This is a genomic window from Niveispirillum irakense DSM 11586 (assembly GCF_000429645.1).
GTDB classification, from domain to species: Bacteria; Pseudomonadota; Alphaproteobacteria; order Azospirillales; family Azospirillaceae; genus Niveispirillum; species Niveispirillum irakense.
The window spans coordinates 40,560-57,660 of record NZ_AUCG01000023.1 but is presented as its reverse complement, the minus strand read 5'-3'; the positions used below and the strand labels follow the sequence as shown (position 1 = coordinate 57,660).

General features: G+C 63.1%; 12 protein-coding genes. 8 read left to right on the top strand and 4 right to left on the bottom strand.

From position 1 onward, the window contains the following. Window positions 1-158: 158 nt before the first annotated feature. The 4 genes from G473_RS0112570 to G473_RS0112555 all read right to left on the bottom strand — a co-directional run bounded on the left by G473_RS0112570 (window position 159) and on the right by G473_RS0112555 (window position 4,625). A complete protein-coding gene (locus tag G473_RS0112570; protein WP_245580056.1) occupies window positions 159-599 on the bottom strand; it encodes a cyclophilin-like fold protein in 441 nt (146 codons plus the stop codon). Next, entirely contained in the window at window positions 599-1,783 is a 1,185-nt protein-coding gene (locus tag G473_RS0112565; protein ID WP_029013383.1) for an MFS transporter, read from the bottom strand. Before G473_RS0112565 ends, G473_RS0112570 begins: the two co-directional genes overlap by 1 nt. Before the next feature lie 179 nt (window positions 1,784-1,962). Then, window positions 1,963-4,023: a xanthine dehydrogenase family protein molybdopterin-binding subunit gene (locus tag G473_RS26710; protein ID WP_245580055.1), complete on the bottom strand. Its 2,061-nt coding sequence runs from the start codon at window positions 4,021-4,023 to the stop codon at window positions 1,963-1,965. Between the two features lie 149 nt (window positions 4,024-4,172). After that, entirely contained in the window at window positions 4,173-4,625 is a 453-nt protein-coding gene (locus tag G473_RS0112555) for a (2Fe-2S)-binding protein (RefSeq protein ID WP_029013382.1), read from the bottom strand. A 147-nt stretch (window positions 4,626-4,772) separates the two neighbouring features. Here G473_RS0112555 and G473_RS0112550 point away from each other — a divergent pair, with 147 nt between their 5' ends. From G473_RS0112550 to cobN, 8 genes are all read left to right on the top strand, one after another. After that, window positions 4,773-5,669 (top strand): LysR family transcriptional regulator, encoded by an 897-nt coding sequence (locus G473_RS0112550; RefSeq protein WP_029013381.1) that lies wholly within the window; start codon window positions 4,773-4,775, stop codon window positions 5,667-5,669. Between the two features lie 293 nt (window positions 5,670-5,962). Then, window positions 5,963-6,478: an RNA polymerase sigma factor gene (locus G473_RS0112545; protein WP_029013380.1), complete on the top strand. Its 516-nt coding sequence runs from the start codon at window positions 5,963-5,965 to the stop codon at window positions 6,476-6,478. A gap of 122 nt (window positions 6,479-6,600) precedes the next feature. Continuing rightward, a complete protein-coding gene (locus G473_RS0112540; protein WP_029013379.1) occupies window positions 6,601-7,575 on the top strand; it encodes a FecR family protein in 975 nt (324 codons plus the stop codon). Between the two features lie 71 nt (window positions 7,576-7,646). Then, window positions 7,647-8,348, top strand: coding sequence for an ABC transporter ATP-binding protein (locus G473_RS0112535; protein ID WP_342665660.1), 702 nt, complete (start codon window positions 7,647-7,649; stop codon window positions 8,346-8,348). Further along, a complete protein-coding gene (locus tag G473_RS0112530; RefSeq protein ID WP_029013377.1) occupies window positions 8,345-9,784 on the top strand; it encodes an ABC transporter permease in 1,440 nt (479 codons plus the stop codon). Before G473_RS0112535 ends, G473_RS0112530 begins: the two co-directional genes overlap by 4 nt. Then, window positions 9,781-11,043 (top strand): ABC transporter permease, encoded by a 1,263-nt coding sequence (locus G473_RS0112525; protein ID WP_029013376.1) that lies wholly within the window; start codon window positions 9,781-9,783, stop codon window positions 11,041-11,043. The genes G473_RS0112530 and G473_RS0112525 overlap by 4 nt, the downstream gene beginning before the upstream one ends. A gap of 247 nt (window positions 11,044-11,290) precedes the next feature. Continuing rightward, window positions 11,291-13,246, top strand: coding sequence for a TonB-dependent receptor domain-containing protein (locus G473_RS0112520; RefSeq protein WP_210163313.1), 1,956 nt, complete (start codon window positions 11,291-11,293; stop codon window positions 13,244-13,246). Next, window positions 13,246-17,100 carry a cobaltochelatase subunit CobN gene (cobN, locus tag G473_RS0112515; protein ID WP_029013374.1) on the top strand — a complete coding sequence of 1,285 codons (3,855 nt, stop codon included), beginning with the start codon at window positions 13,246-13,248 and terminating at the stop codon, window positions 17,098-17,100. The genes G473_RS0112520 and cobN overlap by 1 nt, the downstream gene beginning before the upstream one ends. Window position 17,101: the final 1 nt, after the last annotated feature.

Genomic DNA, 17,101 nt, shown 5'->3' with positions numbered 1-17,101 from the left:
CGGCACCCCGAACAGGCCGTAGCACCGATGCCGGTGGAGACGCAGGCATCCAGCCCGTGCCCGCCAGCAATTCCTGCCACGCGTGGGCCCCCATCTCGGGCTTCTTCACCGGCTTCCAGGATGCGCGCTGGTGACGCGGCCATCCTTGGTGAAAAATTTCAGGCTAAGGAACGGATACGCAGCGCGAAGGTGCCGCGTACCAACAGGGGGGCGATGCCGCCATCCAGGCGACCAAGCCGGATCAGTCCGCTTGACCAACGATACCCCGCGTGAAAGAAGGCGAGATTGCCCCAGGGCGCGTAATAGCAAAGGTCGCCCGGCGCCTCGCCGCCAAACCGGGCGGCACCAGCCTCTGTCAGCTTGCGCGGCAAATAGGCGATCTTCTCGTTCGTGGCATAATCCGTAATCGACAGATCGTTCAGCGGCAGAAGTGACAGCAGATCACGGGCCGAAGGATTGTCGGCCAACGTGACCGTGAAGACCTGATCATGGAAGCTGCATTCAATCTTCATGGCATTTTCCTTGGCCAAAGCAAGCCGTGGCGTCATGACGGTCGTCAGCATGCTGCCCACGATGGTGCGGCGATAGATCAACTTCATCAGGGTGTCCGTGTGTCAGCCCAGGCCAGCAGCCCGATCAGGGCCGCGCCCAGCAACAGCAGGGCAGCAAAGGCAAAGGAACTCCACCAGCCGGCATGGTCGAACAGCATACCGCCAATCGCGGCACCCAGGGTGATGGCTAACTGGATGATGGCAACCTGCAGACCACCACCCGCCTCCGCCTCTTCCCTCAAGGTTCGCGCCAACCAGATGCCCCAACCGACAGGGGCCGCCGTACCGACGAAGCCCCAGACCACCAGCAGCAATGTGACCGGCATTGTCTGGCGTCCAAAGAGGATCAGCAGCCCGGCCACGCCAGCCATGATCAGCGGAATGCCGATCAGGGTTGAATAGAGACGATGGCTCCGCATGCGGCTGATGCACCAGGTTCCCGCCACACCCGCCAGCCCCATCGACAGCAGCACCAGCGACAAGCCATTGATGGAAAAGCCGGACACCATCTCCAAGAATGGCCGCAGATAGGTGAACAGCGCGAACTGGCCCATGAACAACAACAGGGTCGCTGTCATAGCCAGCACCACCTGCCGACGGCGCAGTAAATGGAACACATGGCCCGCCCGCGCCACCCGCTGTGGCGGCAGCGACGGCAAACTTAGCCATTGCCAGCCCAGGGCCAGGATCGCCAGCGGGACCACGCAAAAGAAGGCCCCGCGCCAACCAATCATGTCGCCCAGAAAACTGCCCATTGGCGCCGAGATGGTGGCAGCGATGGCATTGCCGGCATTCAGCAGGGCAAGCCCGCGTGGCACTGCCTGTTCCGGCAGGAGGCGCATCACAATGGCCGTCGACATGGACCAGAAGCCACCAATAGCGATACCCAGCAGAGCCCGGCCCATCATCAGAACCCCATGGGACGGGGCCAGGGTGACAATGGTGCCGGATAGAACCAGCAAGAGCGAGAGCCCCGTCAGCACCAGCTTTCGATCCAGCCGCCGCGTCCAGCCTGCGATGAACAGGCTGGTCCCCACGGCAAACAGTCCTGAGATGGATATGGCCTGCCCCGCCTGTCCCTCCGTCATGGCAAGGTCAGTGGCGATAGGGGTTAACAGGCTGACCGGCATGAATTCCGATGCAATCAGCACGGAGACGCACAGCGCCATGGACAAGACCGCCCCCCAGGCGGGGGGTGGGGCGGTTAGTGCGTCGTCATAAGTCGGGTCCATGCATCACCAGTCATTCACGTCAGAGTGATGAAGGTACGCCACCTTCTTTTCATGAATTAGATCGCTAAATTCGTATGAATTTATAGGCTTGATCGATTAATGGCGATGATCACCCGGAACGCGCTGGGGGATGGGGGCGTTCCGGGCGATCACCGCCAGACCGGCAGACCTGCTTGGGTTCAGGTCAAACCGGCCTTTGACAGGGGCAGGCTGCGAATACGCCGGCCTGCCAGGACGGAAACAGCATTGGTCACGGCTGGCGGTACGGCAGGCAGACCCGGCTCCCCAATGCCCCCCATCGCAGCCCCGCTTTCGATGATCCGTACATGGACACGTGGCATGCGGTCGGGCGGCAGAATGGGATAGCCGTCGAAGTTACGCGCCTGGGGCTCGCCATTGGCATAGACCACTTCCTCCAGCAGCGTCGTGGAAAGGCCCAGAGCCACGGCGGAGTTTATCTGTGCCTCTACAATGGCGGGGTTGACGATGCGGCCGGGATCAATGGCCACCCAGATATCATGCACCACCACCTCACCTGACCGCAGAGAGACCTCGGCAATGGCGGCCGCTTCACTGCCGAACGGAGAGGCCATGGCGACGCCGCGTGCCCGCCGGCTGCCATCGGCCGCCTTAAACGGGCCACGCCGCCACCCGCCGGACAAATCCACCACCGCGTCCAGCAATGTCAGATGTCTAGGGCTGCGCGCCAGCAGGCGCCGGCGCAGGGCCAGCGGGTCCTGTCCACCAGCATCGGCCATCTCGTCAAAGAAGGTCTCATAGAAGAAATCATTCATGGAATGGCCGACAGAGCGCCAGAAGCCGATCACCGCCGGATCATCGACATGGATTTGCCCGATGCGCCGGTGGGAGATCGCATAGGGCTTTCCGGCAATACCCTCCACGGCAGAGCTATCCACCTTGTCCGGCTGCCGCCCGTACCAGCGGCCTATTGCCCCCTCGCCGACCGCCACGGCGGATAAAGCGACTGGCAGGCCCGCGTCGTCCAGCCCGGCGCGGAAGCGGGCGATGCCTGTGGGTCGCAACGCATCCCGCAGAAACTCCTCCTCCCGGCTCCAGATCAGCTTGACCGGGCGGCCCACCGCCTTTGACAGAAGGATCGCTTGCGGGAACGGGTTGGCCGACGCATACAGGAAGTGCCGTCCGAAGAAGCCGCCCAGCATTGGCGAATGGATGAACACCTTTTCGGGTGCCAGACCCGCCACTTTGGCCGCCGCCGTCTGGAACATTTCCGGTGCCTGATTGGGCAACCACAGATCCAGCGTTCCGTCCTTGTTGAAGCGCGCCAGGGCCGACGGCGGCTCCAGTTGCCCATGGGCCAGATGCGGTGCCTCATAGGTGGCTTCCACCACCCGTGCGGCACCACGCAACCCGGCAGCCACATCGCCCTCCGTCTCAAAGGCGACGCCATCGCCTACCATGGACGTCAGTTTTGACCGGTGCGCCTGGCTGGAGAAGTCGGCAGGCATCACGACCGCGCCGGCCGGCTCTGCCCAGGTCACGGCCAGGGTCTCCACCGCCCGCCGGGCCCGCCACCAGCTATTGGCCAGGACGGCCACGGCGCCAGGCAACCGGTGGACTGAATGCACGCCCGGCATGGCGCGCACGTCCGCTTCGTTCGTCAGGCTGGCAGGTTCAAGTCCAAGACGGGGCGCATGCTGAACAGCGGCATGCAACATGCCCTTCACCGACAGGTCGATGGAATAACGGGCCTGTCCCGTTGATTTCTCCAGGACATCCAACCTGGCGATTGGCTTGCCGATCCAGCGGAAATCAGCGTTGGATCGCAAAGGGGCATCGGATGGGACCGGCAGCTTCGCCGCTGCCGCCGCAATGGCACCATAGTCCAGGGTACGGCCGCTGCTGGCATGTATCACCTGCCCCGGCTTGGTCGACAAAGACGCGGCGGGCACACCCAGACGCTGGGCAGCCGCCTGTATCAGCATCAGCCTTGCAGCCGCCCCCAAACGCCGCAACGTATCGTAGCTCATCCGTACTGACATGCTGCCGCCCGTGAAGCGGGCACCCATGGTCAGCAGATAATCCGGACCCGGCGGGGCGCATTCCACGATGAATTGGGCGGGATCGACATCCAGCTCCTCGCCAACGATCTGGGCCATGGCGGTGAAGATGCCCTGGCCACCCTCGATGAAGGGGCTGCGGAACAGCACTTTATTATCGGGCCTGATTTCCAGGAAGGCGCTGACCCTGGTGCCGGGCACGATCTTTCCTGCTTGGGCCCGTGTATTGCCCATCGGCAGAGCGACGCTGAGAACCAGGGCGCCCGCACCAGCGCCCAGAAATCCCCGCCGTGACAGTTTTGCTGGCTGATCCGGCCCAGGTCCCCCCTTAGGCGCGAAGCGACGCATCATCATGATTTCACCCCGGCCACGTCACGGACGGCCGCGGCGATGGCATTGTAGGTGCCGCAACGACACAGATTGACCATCGCCGCCGCGATTTCCTCCTCGCTGGGCTTTTCGGATTGCTTGAGAAGGGCAGTTGCCGTCATCACCTGACCGGACTGGCAGTAGCCACATTGCGGAACCTGATGTTTGACCCAGGCTTCCACCACCCTGCGGCCAACGGGATCATCACTGACGGCTTCGATTGTCGTTACGGCTGCTCCAACCACAGCCTCGACGGGCGTCACACAGGACCGCGTCACCTGCCCGTCAACCAGCACGGTGCAGGCACCGCATTGCGCCAGACCACAGCCATATTTGGTGCCCGTCATGCCCAGTTCGTCGCGCAGCACCCACAATAATGGTGTATCGGGCTCGATCTCGACCTGTTTTCTGTGGCCGTTGATGATCAGTTCCATGGTCACTCCCAGGGGACGGCACAGAGACAGTGCCTTTTCAGCTTCCTGAGGATAGCCCGGTGCCGTTATGCCGATTAGCTGGCCATGCCCTCTTGCATTTATCGAACTGGCCCATAAATCTAAGCGCCTTACCAAAGGGACAGGGCCGTGGCGAAAGAGGATTTCAACAATCTGCTCTGGTTCCTCGCGGTGGCAGAGGAACGCAACTTCACCCGCGCGGCGGCAAAGCTTGGTGTCTCCCAATCGACGCTGAGCCATACGATCAAGCAACTGGAAAGCCGTATGGGCATCCGTTTGCTGACCCGGACCACGCGCAGCGTGGCCACGACGCAGGCAGGCGAACGCCTGCGCCTGTCACTGGCGCCACGTATATCGGAGATTGAGGCTGAGATTGCCGCCCTGATGGAGTTTCGCGACAAACCCGCCGGCCGGGTTCGCATCACCCTATCCGATCATGCGCTGAACAGCGTGGTCTGGCCAAAGCTGAAACCTGTTCTTGCCCAATACCCGGATATCGCACTGGAACTTTCCGTCGATAACGCTTTACGAAACATCGTAGAAGACGGGTTCGATGCGGGTATCCGTTTGGGAGAGCATGTCGAGAAGGACATGATTGCCGTGCGCGTGGGATTAGATTGGCGGTTGGTGGCCGTAGCTTCACCACGTTACTTACTGTCCCGCACGCCGCCGCTACATCCCCATGATCTTATCCATCATGACTGCATAAACATGCGGCAATCGACCATGGGTGGTCTTTATGCATGGGAATTTGAGAAGGATGGGCAGGAACTGCGTGTCCGGGTGGATGGGCAACTGACGTTCAACACCAGCTACGCCATGATTGATGCAGTGCTGAATGGTTTTGGCATTGCCTATGTACCGGAAGATATGGTGGCGCAGCATATCGCCACGGGTGACCTGAGCCTTATTCTGGATGACTGGTCACCCCATTTTCCAGGATATTTTCTCTACTATCCAAGCCGTTATCAGAACCTGCCCGCCTTTCGCGTAATTGTAGACGCCTTAAAGCTGGCTGTATCTTAGTGCCCAACCCGCCAACATCATCGTCTATGAGCAGAGACCACCGGTTTGTCCTTGGGGTTGACCAGGGTTCAAGAGCTATTCATGCCCAATATCGTATGCGTGGACCGCAACCGCATTCATCCCAGGGGGCGAAAAGGCTAGATCGAGAAGGACCAGATCAACGGCAATCGCATTGCGAATAATTCTCAAATACGTTAGAAGTTTGATGCAGACGGTGCCAAGTGGCACCTTTCGCTCGGGTGCGGTCTTTCGCGCCTGCGGCGCAATTGGCGTTCAGGGAATGGGATAGGTCTATGGGGCGCCAGGATGCGTCGGGTCTGATTGCTGCGTTCCAGCAGCATTATCGCGATCTTCTGCGTTTCCTTGCGCGTCGTACCGGCGACGCTGAGCGGGCCGCCGACATCGCTCAGGAAACGTACATCCGCCTTAATGCCATCGCACCGGAAATGGCGGGGGTGGAGAATCGCAAAGCCTATATTTACCGGATCGCAGGCAACCTTGCGATTGACGCCGTGCGTCGGGAAAGCCGGGAAACCGCATGGCTTGTGGATGAGACCCCCGACGATATGATCGCTGATCCTGCGCCCTCGCCCGAGCGTGTCGCCATTGACCGGGATCGGCTCCGGCTCTTTGAGGAAGCGCTGGATGCCTTGCCGCCTAAGCCCCGTCTGGCCTTGCTGATGTTCCGCGTGGATGGGCTCAGCCATCGGGAAATCGCCGAACGTCTTGGTGTATCGGAAAGCATGGTCGCTAAATATATCGGACAGGCGCTTCGCCATTGTCGGGATCGCCTTTGGATGAGCGACTGAAAATAATCGCCTTCCAAACGCTGCAAATTTGCGGTAGCGGAATCGTCTCTGTTTATGAGGGAAGCTGATTTTCCTGAATCGGAGATATCATTGGCGCCTTTTCACCTTTCCAGGCCCCCACGATGAGCAAAAACCGGCGCAGCGGCGACCGGCTCTCCCCGCGCAATGTCGCACTAAGCGATGAGGCAATCGACTGGATCGTGCGCCTGGGCTCTGGGTCGGCCACCGCAGCCGATCACGCTGCCTTCCAGGAATGGCACAGCCGCTCCCCGGCCCATGCCGAAGCCGCGATTGAAGCCGCAGCCATGATGGAAGGCATTGGCGCGACGCGGCAAGCCGAGATCTACCGCGAGATTGGTACGGCGTTGCGGCCGCCAGCGCGTCCGTTGCCCCGCCGTTATCTGCTGGCCGGCGCCGCCGCAAGCGTGGCCATAGCAGGACTGGTCGGCAGCGGTACGTTTGGACCAGCCGTCGGCTTCTTTTCCGATTACGCGACCGGTGTCGGCGAACGCAAGCGCGTGGTGCTGACAGACGGATCCATTGTCTGGCTTAACAGTTCCACCGCACTATCAACCGATTTTACAATTACCGAGCGCCGGCTAACCCTCCATGCCGGTGAGGCATTGTTCGAGGTGGCGAAGGATAAGGCCCGCCCTTTCACCGTAATGTCCGGTACGGGAGAGGCCCGTGCGGTCGGAACGGTCTATGCGGTGCATCGTCGGGGCGGGATCAGTGAGGTCATCGTGACCGAAGGCATTGTAGAAGTTGGCAACGGTTCGAACGTCACGCGTCTGACCGCCGGACAGCAGGTCGCCTATGGCGAAGGATTTGTGAGCAGGGTGGGTTTGGTCGATGGCGAAGCCCTGACGGCCTGGTCACGCGGCAAGCTCGTTTTCAACCGCCGTCCGCTTGCCGATGTCGCGGCGGAGTTGGAACGCTATCAGCATGGCGCCATCATCATCCGCGATGACAGGCTAAAACGCCTGGAGGTGACAGGCGTGTTCGATCTTGATGATCCCGCGGCGTTACTGCGGGCCATTTCCGCCACCATCAACGTCCCCGTTACGCGATTGCCTTTGCTGACAATTATCGGCTGACCCCCAAGCCTGTTCTTTTTTTCATTTTTCTGCATTTTTGCGCTGCAAGTCGGTGCATCGAGTTTCAAGACGTGACGCTGGCTTATGGGACACGCCCTGTGCTGCAGGGGCTAAGCTTGGCCGTGCCCGCAGGGAGCATCACAGCGCTGCTCGGCGGCAATGGCGCAGGGAAATCCACGACGCTCGCCGCCCTTCTCGGCTTTGTGCGCGTTCAACGCGGGACCATCGGCGTATGCGGCACTGATCCGGGCGCCGAGCCAGACACGGCCCGGCGGCGCATCGCCTATCTGCCGGAGAATGTTGCGCTTTATGAACATCTGAGCGCGGTGGAAAACGCTGAGTATCTGCTGGCGCTGTCGGGTGAACGGCATCATCGCGCTGCCATCACTGATGCGTTTAGTGCTGCCGGCCTTCAAAAGCAGGCCTGGGATCAAAGGCTCAGCGGCTTTTCAAAGGGGATGCGCCAGAAGGTGGCGATCTCCGTCGCCCTGCTGCGGCAAGTGCCGGTTCTGCTGCTGGATGAACCGACCTCCGGTCTCGATCCCCGCGCGACCGCCGATTTCAATGCGCTGGTTACCCAGGTCCGCGAGCGCGGAACCGCGGTGCTGATGGTGACCCACGACCTGCTCTCGGCCGCAGATGTCGCCGACCGGATCGCCTTTCTTGAAGCCGGGCGCGTCACGGATGATGTGGCGGCGAGCGGGCCGGAACGATTTGATGTGCGCGCCCTCCACGCCCGGTTCCAGAGTGGCGCGCAGGGGTCGACAACATGAAGGCGACAACCCTCATTGCCCGTGACGAGCTGCGGCTGATGGCGCGCAACCGCGTCGCGGTGATTGCCTTCACATTGCTGGTGCTGCTGACCTTCGTGGCGGTGCTGAGCAGCTGGTCACATCAGCGCGAAATTGCCGAGCTTCGCCAGCGCCACGCAGCGATAGCCGAGGCTGCGTTCAAGGCCCAGCCTGATCGCCATCCGCATCGGGTGGTGCATTATGGCACCTTCATCTTCCGACCGCTGGGACCGCTGGCTGCCTTTGATCCCGGTGTCGATGCCTTCACCGGCAACAGCATGTTCCTGGAAGGGCACCGGCAGAATACCGCCAATTTCGGCGATGTGCGGCAAAGCTCCTTGCTGATCCGCTTCGGTCAACTCACACCCGCTTTTGTGCTGCAAGTAGTGGCGCCGCTGCTCCTGATTTTTCTGGGCTACGGTGTCCTTGCCCGCGAGACCGAGCGGGGCACGCTGCGTGTGCTGATGCTGCAGGGGGCGAGCCGAGGCCAAATTGTGCGCGGCAAGCTTGCAGCACTCGGCCTTGTGGCGCTGCTCGCCGGATTGCCGGCGATGGTCGGCTTCGGCCTCATCGCCGGGCAGCCGGGCGCGCTCGTACTGCCCATGCTGATGATTGCGCTCGACTATCTTGCCTATCTTGCGCTGTGGGTTGTCGCCATCCTGCTCGTATCCGCTTTGGTCCGGCATAGCCGCGACGCGCTGCTGGCCCTGGTCGCGGTTTGGGCGGTGGTCGCAATATTGCTGCCACGTGTGGCACCGGATGTGGCGAACGCAGCGGTGCCGCTTCAGAACCGCCTGCAGACCGATGTGGCCATTGCCCGCGACCTGCGCCAGATGGGCGACAGCCACAATCCCGATGATCCGCACTTTGCCAAATACAGGCAATCGGTGCTCGATCAATATGGGGTGAAGACCGTCGGGGAGCTGCCGATCAACTATAAGGGATTGCTGAGCATAGAGGGGGAGCGGCTGACCTCCTCCCTGTTCGACCGCTATGCTGGCGAGAGTTACGAAGCACAGGTGCTGCAGAACCGTCTGGTCGAGGCAACGGGTGTGCTCAGCCCCACCATTGCGATCCGCGCCTTGTCGATGGCGGCGGCGGGCACCGACTTTGCCGGCCACCGACGCTTTCTTGAACAGGCGGAGGCCTACCGCTACGCGCTGGTCCAGCGGCTCAAAAAGCTGCAGGCCGACGATGTCAGTTACGCCGACGACACTGCAAGGGATATGGAAGCGCGGCAGCGCACCCGCGTATCGTCACGCAACTGGCAGGAAATGCCCGACTTCACATTCGTCGCGCCGAACGGGACAACATTAGCCAGAGCCGCCCTGCCGGACCTAGCCATTGTTATCGGCTGGCTGGTGTTGGCCACGCTGCTGCTGGCTTTGGCCACCCGCCATCTGGGAGAGCGCCGATGAGTGTCGTTGCGCATGAACTTCGTTTGCTGTTGCGCCAGCGGCTGACCATCGTCGCCCTCGCACTTCTCGCCCTGCTCACCATCGCTGCCCTTGCCGCCGGCATGGTGGAGGTCGCGCGCCAACGCGCCGCCATCGCCGCGATCCCCACGGCACAAGCCCACGATATCGGTGCCATTGCCACCTGGGTTGATGCGTCCAAGGATGCCGGCAGTGCCGCCTATTACAGCTTCCACCCAACCTGGGATGCGCCGTCGCCGCTTGCCTTTGCGGCACTGGGGATGCGCGACGTGTCGCCCTATATCCTGCGGGTCCGCGCCCTGGGGCTCGAGGCGCAGATCTACGATGGTGACACGTTCAATCCCGAGTTGGCATTGCCCGGCCGGTTCGATTTCGCGTTCGTCCTGATCTTTCTGGCACCGCTATTCGTCATTGCCCTGTTCCACGATCTCATCTCGGGCGAACGTGAGGCCGGGCGACAACGTACGCTCGACGCGCTTCCACTTGGCGGCAAGGTCTTATGGCGCCGGCGCACACTTCTACGTCTCGCCCTTCTGTGGGTGATCCTCGGCGTGCCCTTTGCCAGCGCCGCCACGTTGGCAGGGGCGAGTTCGGGCGCGGTTCTGGCGGTGTTGGCGCTGATTGGTGCTTACCTGCTGTTCTGGGTGGGCGTGGCCGCGCTGATCAGCCGGCTATGCTGGAGCTCGGTTGCCAATGCAGCCACGCTGGCTGCCATCTGGCTGGTATTGGTGCTTATCATCCCGACGCTGGCGAATGTGGTCATTAATCAGGCCATTCCTGTCAACCAGGGGGCGGAGATCGCACTGGCGCAGCGCGAGGCGGTGAACCGGGCCTGGGACATCCCCCGCGAAGAAACGATGCAGCGCTTCTATGCCAACCACCCGGAATGGGCGGATTCACCCCCGCTCGGCCCCCAGTTTCATTACAAATGGTATCTCGCCTTCCATCAGAATGGCGATGAAAGCGTTGGTGATCAGGTGCGGGCTTATCGCTCCGGGTTGGAACGGCGCGACGCCGCCGGACGCGCCCTGGGCTGGGTCCTCCCGTCGGTCGGTGTGCAGGTGCTGCTGACGCGGCTGGCCGGTACCGACCTTGCCGCACAGCTTGCCTATCAGGATCGCATCCGCGCCTTCCACACCCGCCTGCGCAATTTCTACTATGGTTATCTCTTCTACGATCGTCCGTTCGGGAAGGAGGATTTCGACCAGGCACCCAAGTTTGAGGACACGCCTGGTGGGTAATGGCGGCCAGATGACCTTGAGAATGTGGCCCGGCTGCAAGCGCAGCTCCCCTCGTGCCGAGGGCCGAAGCCCTCCGCACGAGGCCAACCCAAAGGGTGGGAAGCAACCAGCAGTTCCTCTTCAGCCCGAATCTGGCTGAAGAAATCATCCGACTGCATGCAGCACATTATTATATTTACGATAGGTTATAACGTAACATATGGTGCGCGCCGCTTTTGATATCCGTCATGGAAACGGCTGACCTGCCATGAATATGCACCGCTTCGCCATCCCGACCCGCCTCGGCGCCCCGCTGCTGGGGCTGCTCTTGTCCACAACCTGTCTGGCTGCCGCCGCGGATCCGGCACTGTCGCCAGAGATTGTGGTAACCGCCACGACCACGCCACACACCACGGTCACCAGCCCGGCCACCGTCAGCGTCATCGGCAAGGAGGAACTGGCGAAGCGACCGGTGCAAGATCTGGCCGATGCCGTACGTCGCACGCCGGGCGTGACCCTGACGGGTGTCGGCATGACACGGCGCGGCATCGCTCTGCGCGGCCTGTCGGAGGAACATACGCTGACGCTGGTGGATGGCCGCCGCGTGAACGTCGCGTCAGCCGCCATGGCCCATGCCGATTTCGACCTGAACTGGGTACCGGTGGAGGCGATCGAGCGGATTGAGCTTGTGCGCGGACCACTCTCCTCCCTCTACGGCTCGGAAGCCCTGGGCGGGGTGGTCAATGTCATCACCCGCAGCCCGACCGACCAATGGCAGGGCGTGTTCCAGGCCAATGGCGGCTTGCGGGAGGATGGCAAGGGCGGCGCCACCCATCAGGTGGGCGCCTGGATGGCCGGCCCCCTGGTCCAGGATATCCTGGGCATCAGCCTGTCCGGCCGCCTGAACCGCCGCCAGAACACCCCCGACGCCACCGAACCACGCCTCACCGCCCTGGAAGGTCGTGACAGCCTGTCAGGCAGTGCCGCGCTGAGCTTCACACCCGACGCGGCCCAGCGCATCGACCTGACCTATGACCGGGGGGACGAGGAACGCTGGCGCAATGCCCAGCAGGCTGGTTCCCAGCCCTATTTCTACGAATATGTCGATAACATCGACCGGGAACAGGTGTCGCTCAGCCATAAGGGCGACTGGGACTGGGGTAAGACGCAGCTTCGCGCCTACCGCTCCCGCCTGGATCGGGAGAATAGCCGCTCGCGGGGTGCCGCTACCCAGCCCAGTCGCCTGACCGATGATATCGTCGATGGCCATGTCAGCGTACCGCTGTTCGGCAACCATCTGCTGACCGCCGGCGGCGAATGGCGGCGAGAGGAGTTGCGCGACAGCACAGTCAATGCCAGTGCCGAAGCGGAGACCGAGCATGCCGCCCTGTTCCTGCAGGATGAAATCGGTCTGGCCGATGGCGTGTCACTGGTGCTGGGCAATCGCGCCGACCATCATGAGGAATATGGCTGGCAGCACAGCCCGCGCGCCTATCTCACCTATGCCGTCACCGAAAATCTGACGGTCAAGGGCGGTGCCGGGCGCGGTTTCAAGGCGCCAAGCCTGAAAGAACTGTCACCGGGCTATTCGGCCGTGGGCGGCGGCGGGCAGTTCACCATCGTCGGCAATCCCGACCTAGATCCCGAGATCAACACCAGCTACGAGATTGGCGCCGAATATCGGCCCGGTATCTGGGCCCTGCGCGGCACCTTGTTCCAGAACGACCTGAAGGATCTGGTCCAGACGCTGTGCATCAGCGCCTGCGGTCGGCGCGGGCAGGAGCGGCGCACCTATCAGAATATCGACCGCGCCCGCATCCGGGGCGCGGAACTGGGCGGTGAGGTGACGCCGGTGGAGACGCTGACCTTGTCCGCCAATTATACCTGGATGGTGACGGAGAACCGGGTCACCGGCCTGTCGCTGGCCGAACGGCCGCGCCATGCCGGCAATGTCTCGGCCGAATGGACGCCGGTGGCGGCGGTGACAGCGCGGGTGCGCGGCGAATATGTTGGGCGGCAGACGGTCTATAGCAGCAATGTCGCCAATATCCTGCCCGACTATACGCTCTGGTCGCTGGATGTCTCATGGCGCCTGACCGACCGCGTCACCCTGCGCGCCAATGTGGAGAATATCGGCGACGAGGAACTGGCCGCGCAATCCGCCCTCTATTCCTATGCCGAGCCGGGGCGCAGCTATAATCTTGGCCTGTCGGTGAACTTCTGATGCGCCGGGCCGTCCGGTTCTGGCTTGCGCTGCTGATGCTGGCTGTTGCGGCACCGGCGGGCCTATGTGCCGACCAGCCCCTGGTTCGCATCATCACCAGCGATTTCGTGCTGCCCGGCAAGATCAACCGGCTGGCCGACATTGGCGCGGCGCATGGCGTGAAGGTGGAGGGGCTGTGGGTGGAAAACGCCACCGGCAACCCCGCAGACTGGCTGGCCGGGGCTGATCTGGTCATCATTGATGCCCCGCGGGGCAATGACATGGCCAAGGTCCGTGACCGGCTGGGGCCCGTGCTGGAGAGCACGCCCACCCCCTGGCTGCGCGTGGGCGGCGGCCCGCCGGGCGCCGGCAACCTGCCGCCGGACCAGGCGCCGACCCTGATCGCCTATTACGCCAATGGCGGGCCGGTGAATATCGGCCATCTGTTCGCCTTTGTCGCGGCAAGGGCGAAGGGGCTGTCCGGCCCGCCCCTGCCAGAACCGGAACGGCTGCCCAAAGCGGGTTTCTATCACGCCGCCGCGCCCGCACCTTTCCCTGACGCGGCAAGCTATCTCGCCTGGGGTCAAGCGCGTTGGCCCCGGCAAGCCCCCCGCGTGGCCATCGCCATCAATACCGGCATGCTGTCGGGCATGCAGACGGCGATGGTCGACGGGCTGGTCGCGAAGATGGAGAAAGCCGGTCTCGCCCCCCTGCCCTTCTGGTTCGAGGCCGGCAAGGAGGATGGCTTGACCAGTCTGCTGGCCCCGGCCGGGATCGACGCCCTGGTCAACCTGACCCATATGCAGAATGGCAGCGCGCGGGCGGCGGAATTGCTGACGCTGGACGTCCCCGCCCTTCCCGCTTTCACCTGGCAGGAAGGGGACGAGGCGAGCTTCCAGGCGGCCACCAGCGGCATCCAGGCCGGCACCATGGCTGCCTTGCTGACCGTGCCGGAGTCCTGGGGCATGGCCGACCCCCTGGTCATCGGCGCGTTGCGCAATGGCGAGCCGGTGCTGATGGAGGCACAAGCCGACACCCTGATCGCCAAACTGGTCCGGCTGGCGATCCTGCGCGGCAAACCGGCAGCCGACAAGCATCTGGCCCTGATGTTCTGGAACCACCCGGAGGGGGAAAAGAATATCAGCGCCTCGAACCTGAACATTCCGCGCAGCCTGGAACATCTGACGACCGCCCTGAAACAGGCAGGATATCGGGTGGAAACGCCTGACGAGGCCACCCTGACCGAAAAGGCGCAGGCCATGCTGGGTGGGCTTTACCGGCCCGAGGCGGAGTTGTCGGGCCTGCTGGACAAGGGATTGGCGCAGGCCCTGCCGCTGTCCGTGTATCAATCCTGGTTCAATAACATTCCGATATCGCAACAGCAGGAGATCACCCGTACCTGGGGTGCCGCCAGCCAGCATTGGGCGCTGCGCAATATCAAGGGCGAGCTTGCCTTCATCATTCCGGTAGCGAAACTGGGCAACCTGACGCTGATGCCGCAGCCGCCGCGCGCTGGCAGGCCCGGCGCCTCCTATCATGATACCAAGGTGCCGCCCGACCATTTCTATCTGGCGGCATATCTATGGCTGCGGCAGTCCGGGGCTGATGCGCTGATCCATTTCGGCACGCACGGGACCCAGGAATGGACGCCCGGCAAGGACCGGGGCCTGTCGGTCAGTGATTATCCGTTCCTGACTGTGGGCGACCTGCCCGTCTTCTACCCCTATATCCAGGATAATGTGGGTGAGGCGATGCAGGCCCGCCGCCGTGGCCGCGCCGTCACCATCAGCCACCAGACCCCGCCCTTCGCCCCGGCAGGGCTCTATGATGAACTGCGCGACCTGCACGCGCTGGTGCATGAATATCAGCAGTTGGAGGAAGGGGCAGTCCACGACGCCACCGCCGCCCGCATCCGTGACGCCGTGACGGCGGCCCACATGGACAAGGATCTTGGCTGGGATGCCGCGCGCATGCAGGCCGATTTCCCCGGGTTCATGAATGTCCTGCATGACCATTTGCATGTCCTGGCCCAGGATGCGCTGCCCCTGGGCCTGCATGTCTTCGGCAAGCCGGCCAATCCCGACCACCGCCTGTCGACGGTGATGCAGCAATTGGGACCGGATTTCTACCGCCTAGCCAGCGGAGAGCCGGACGAACTGTTTGCTGGCGATTACAGCCAGTTGCAGCAGGTGGCGCCCTATCGGCTGCTGAAGGCCCATCTGCGCGACGGCGTGGCGGTAGACACGATCCCGGATGCCGGCCTTCGCACGCAGGTGGAACGGGCCATCGCGCTGGACCGCAACCTTGCCCAGACCGGCGAGGTGGAAGCCCTGCTGGCCGGGCTGGCTGGTCGGCTGATGCCGCCGGGGCCGGGTGGCGACCCGATCCGCAATCCTGACGTGCCCAGCGGCCGCAACCTCTATGCGTTCGAACCCAACAAGCTGCCGACCCGCAGCGCCTATGCGGCGGGGGAGAAGGCGCTTGCCGACCTGATCGCGGCCTATCAGGCCGAGCATCAGGGGGAAATCCCCACCAAACTGGCCTTCACCCTGTGGTCGTCGGAGGCGATGCGGCATCTGGGCGTGGTGGAAAGCCAGATCCTGTGGGCCATGGGCCTGCGCCCCGTCTGGGACCAGGGCGGGCGTGTAACAGCGATCGAGATTATTCCCTCCGCTGAGCTGGGCCGCCGGCGCATCGACACCGTGTTGCAGATCACCAGCGTCTATCGTGACCAGTTCGATGGCTTCATGCGCCTGTTGGCCGACGCTATCGACCGGCTGGCGGCGCTGGAGGAGCCCGGCAATGTGATTGCCGCCAACAGCAGCGCGCTGGCCGCCGATCTGATGAAGGGCGGCATGGCGGAAGCCCGAGCCCGCCAACTGGCCGCCCTGCGGCTGTTCAGCAATGAACCGGGAGATTACGGTTCCGGCCTGCCCGATGCGGTTCTGGATTCCACCAATTGGGAACAGGAATCAGCCCTGGCGGAAACCTTCCTGAACCGCCTGCAATATGCCTATGGCGCCGATGAGTGGGGCGTGAAGCTGGAGGGTACCAACCTGTTCGCCCGGCAATTGACGGGGGTGCAGGCGGCCGTGCTGTCACGTTCATCCAAGCTGCACGGCATCCTGTCCACTGACCACCCGTTCGAATATCTGGGCGGCCTGTCCTTGGCCGTGCGGCATCTGGATGGGCAAAGCCCGTCGCTCTATATCGCCGACCTGCGCAACCCTACCGCCCGCATAACCGGTACCGCCAGCTTCCTGGCGGATGAGTTGCGAACCCGCTACCAGAATCCGCACTGGATCAAGGCGATGCAGGCCGAAGGCTATGCCGGCGCGCTGGAGATGCTGAATGTCGCCAACAATCTGTTCGGCTGGCAGGTCACCGATCCTGACAGCGTGCGGGCCGATCAGTGGCAGGCCTTCCACGACACCTATGTCATGGACCGGCGTGAACTGGGCCTGAACGAATGGTTCGCCGCCAATAACCCGACCGCCCAGATGCAGCTTGTCGAGCGGATGGCGGAGGCGATCCGCAAGGGCTATTGGGATGCTTCCGCGCAGACCCGCGCCGAACTGGCGCAGCGCTGGCAGGAACTGGCCGCCACCGCCGGCACCCAGGCGACGGCGGACCGGACCCGTGAATTCATCGAAAGCATTGCCGCCGGCTTCGGCCTGGATGCCGGCCAGACGGGCGGCGCCACGACCAGCGGGGACCTGGAGAGCGTCCAGGGCCAGGTGATGCGGCAGGTGCAACCCGACGAGCCGGGCGGCGAGCCCCCGCCCTGGCAACGCTGGGCCGGCTTTGCCCTGCTGGCGGGGCTGATCCTGGCCGGCGCCATGCGTCAGCGACACATCAATGCGTTGCGTGTTTGAG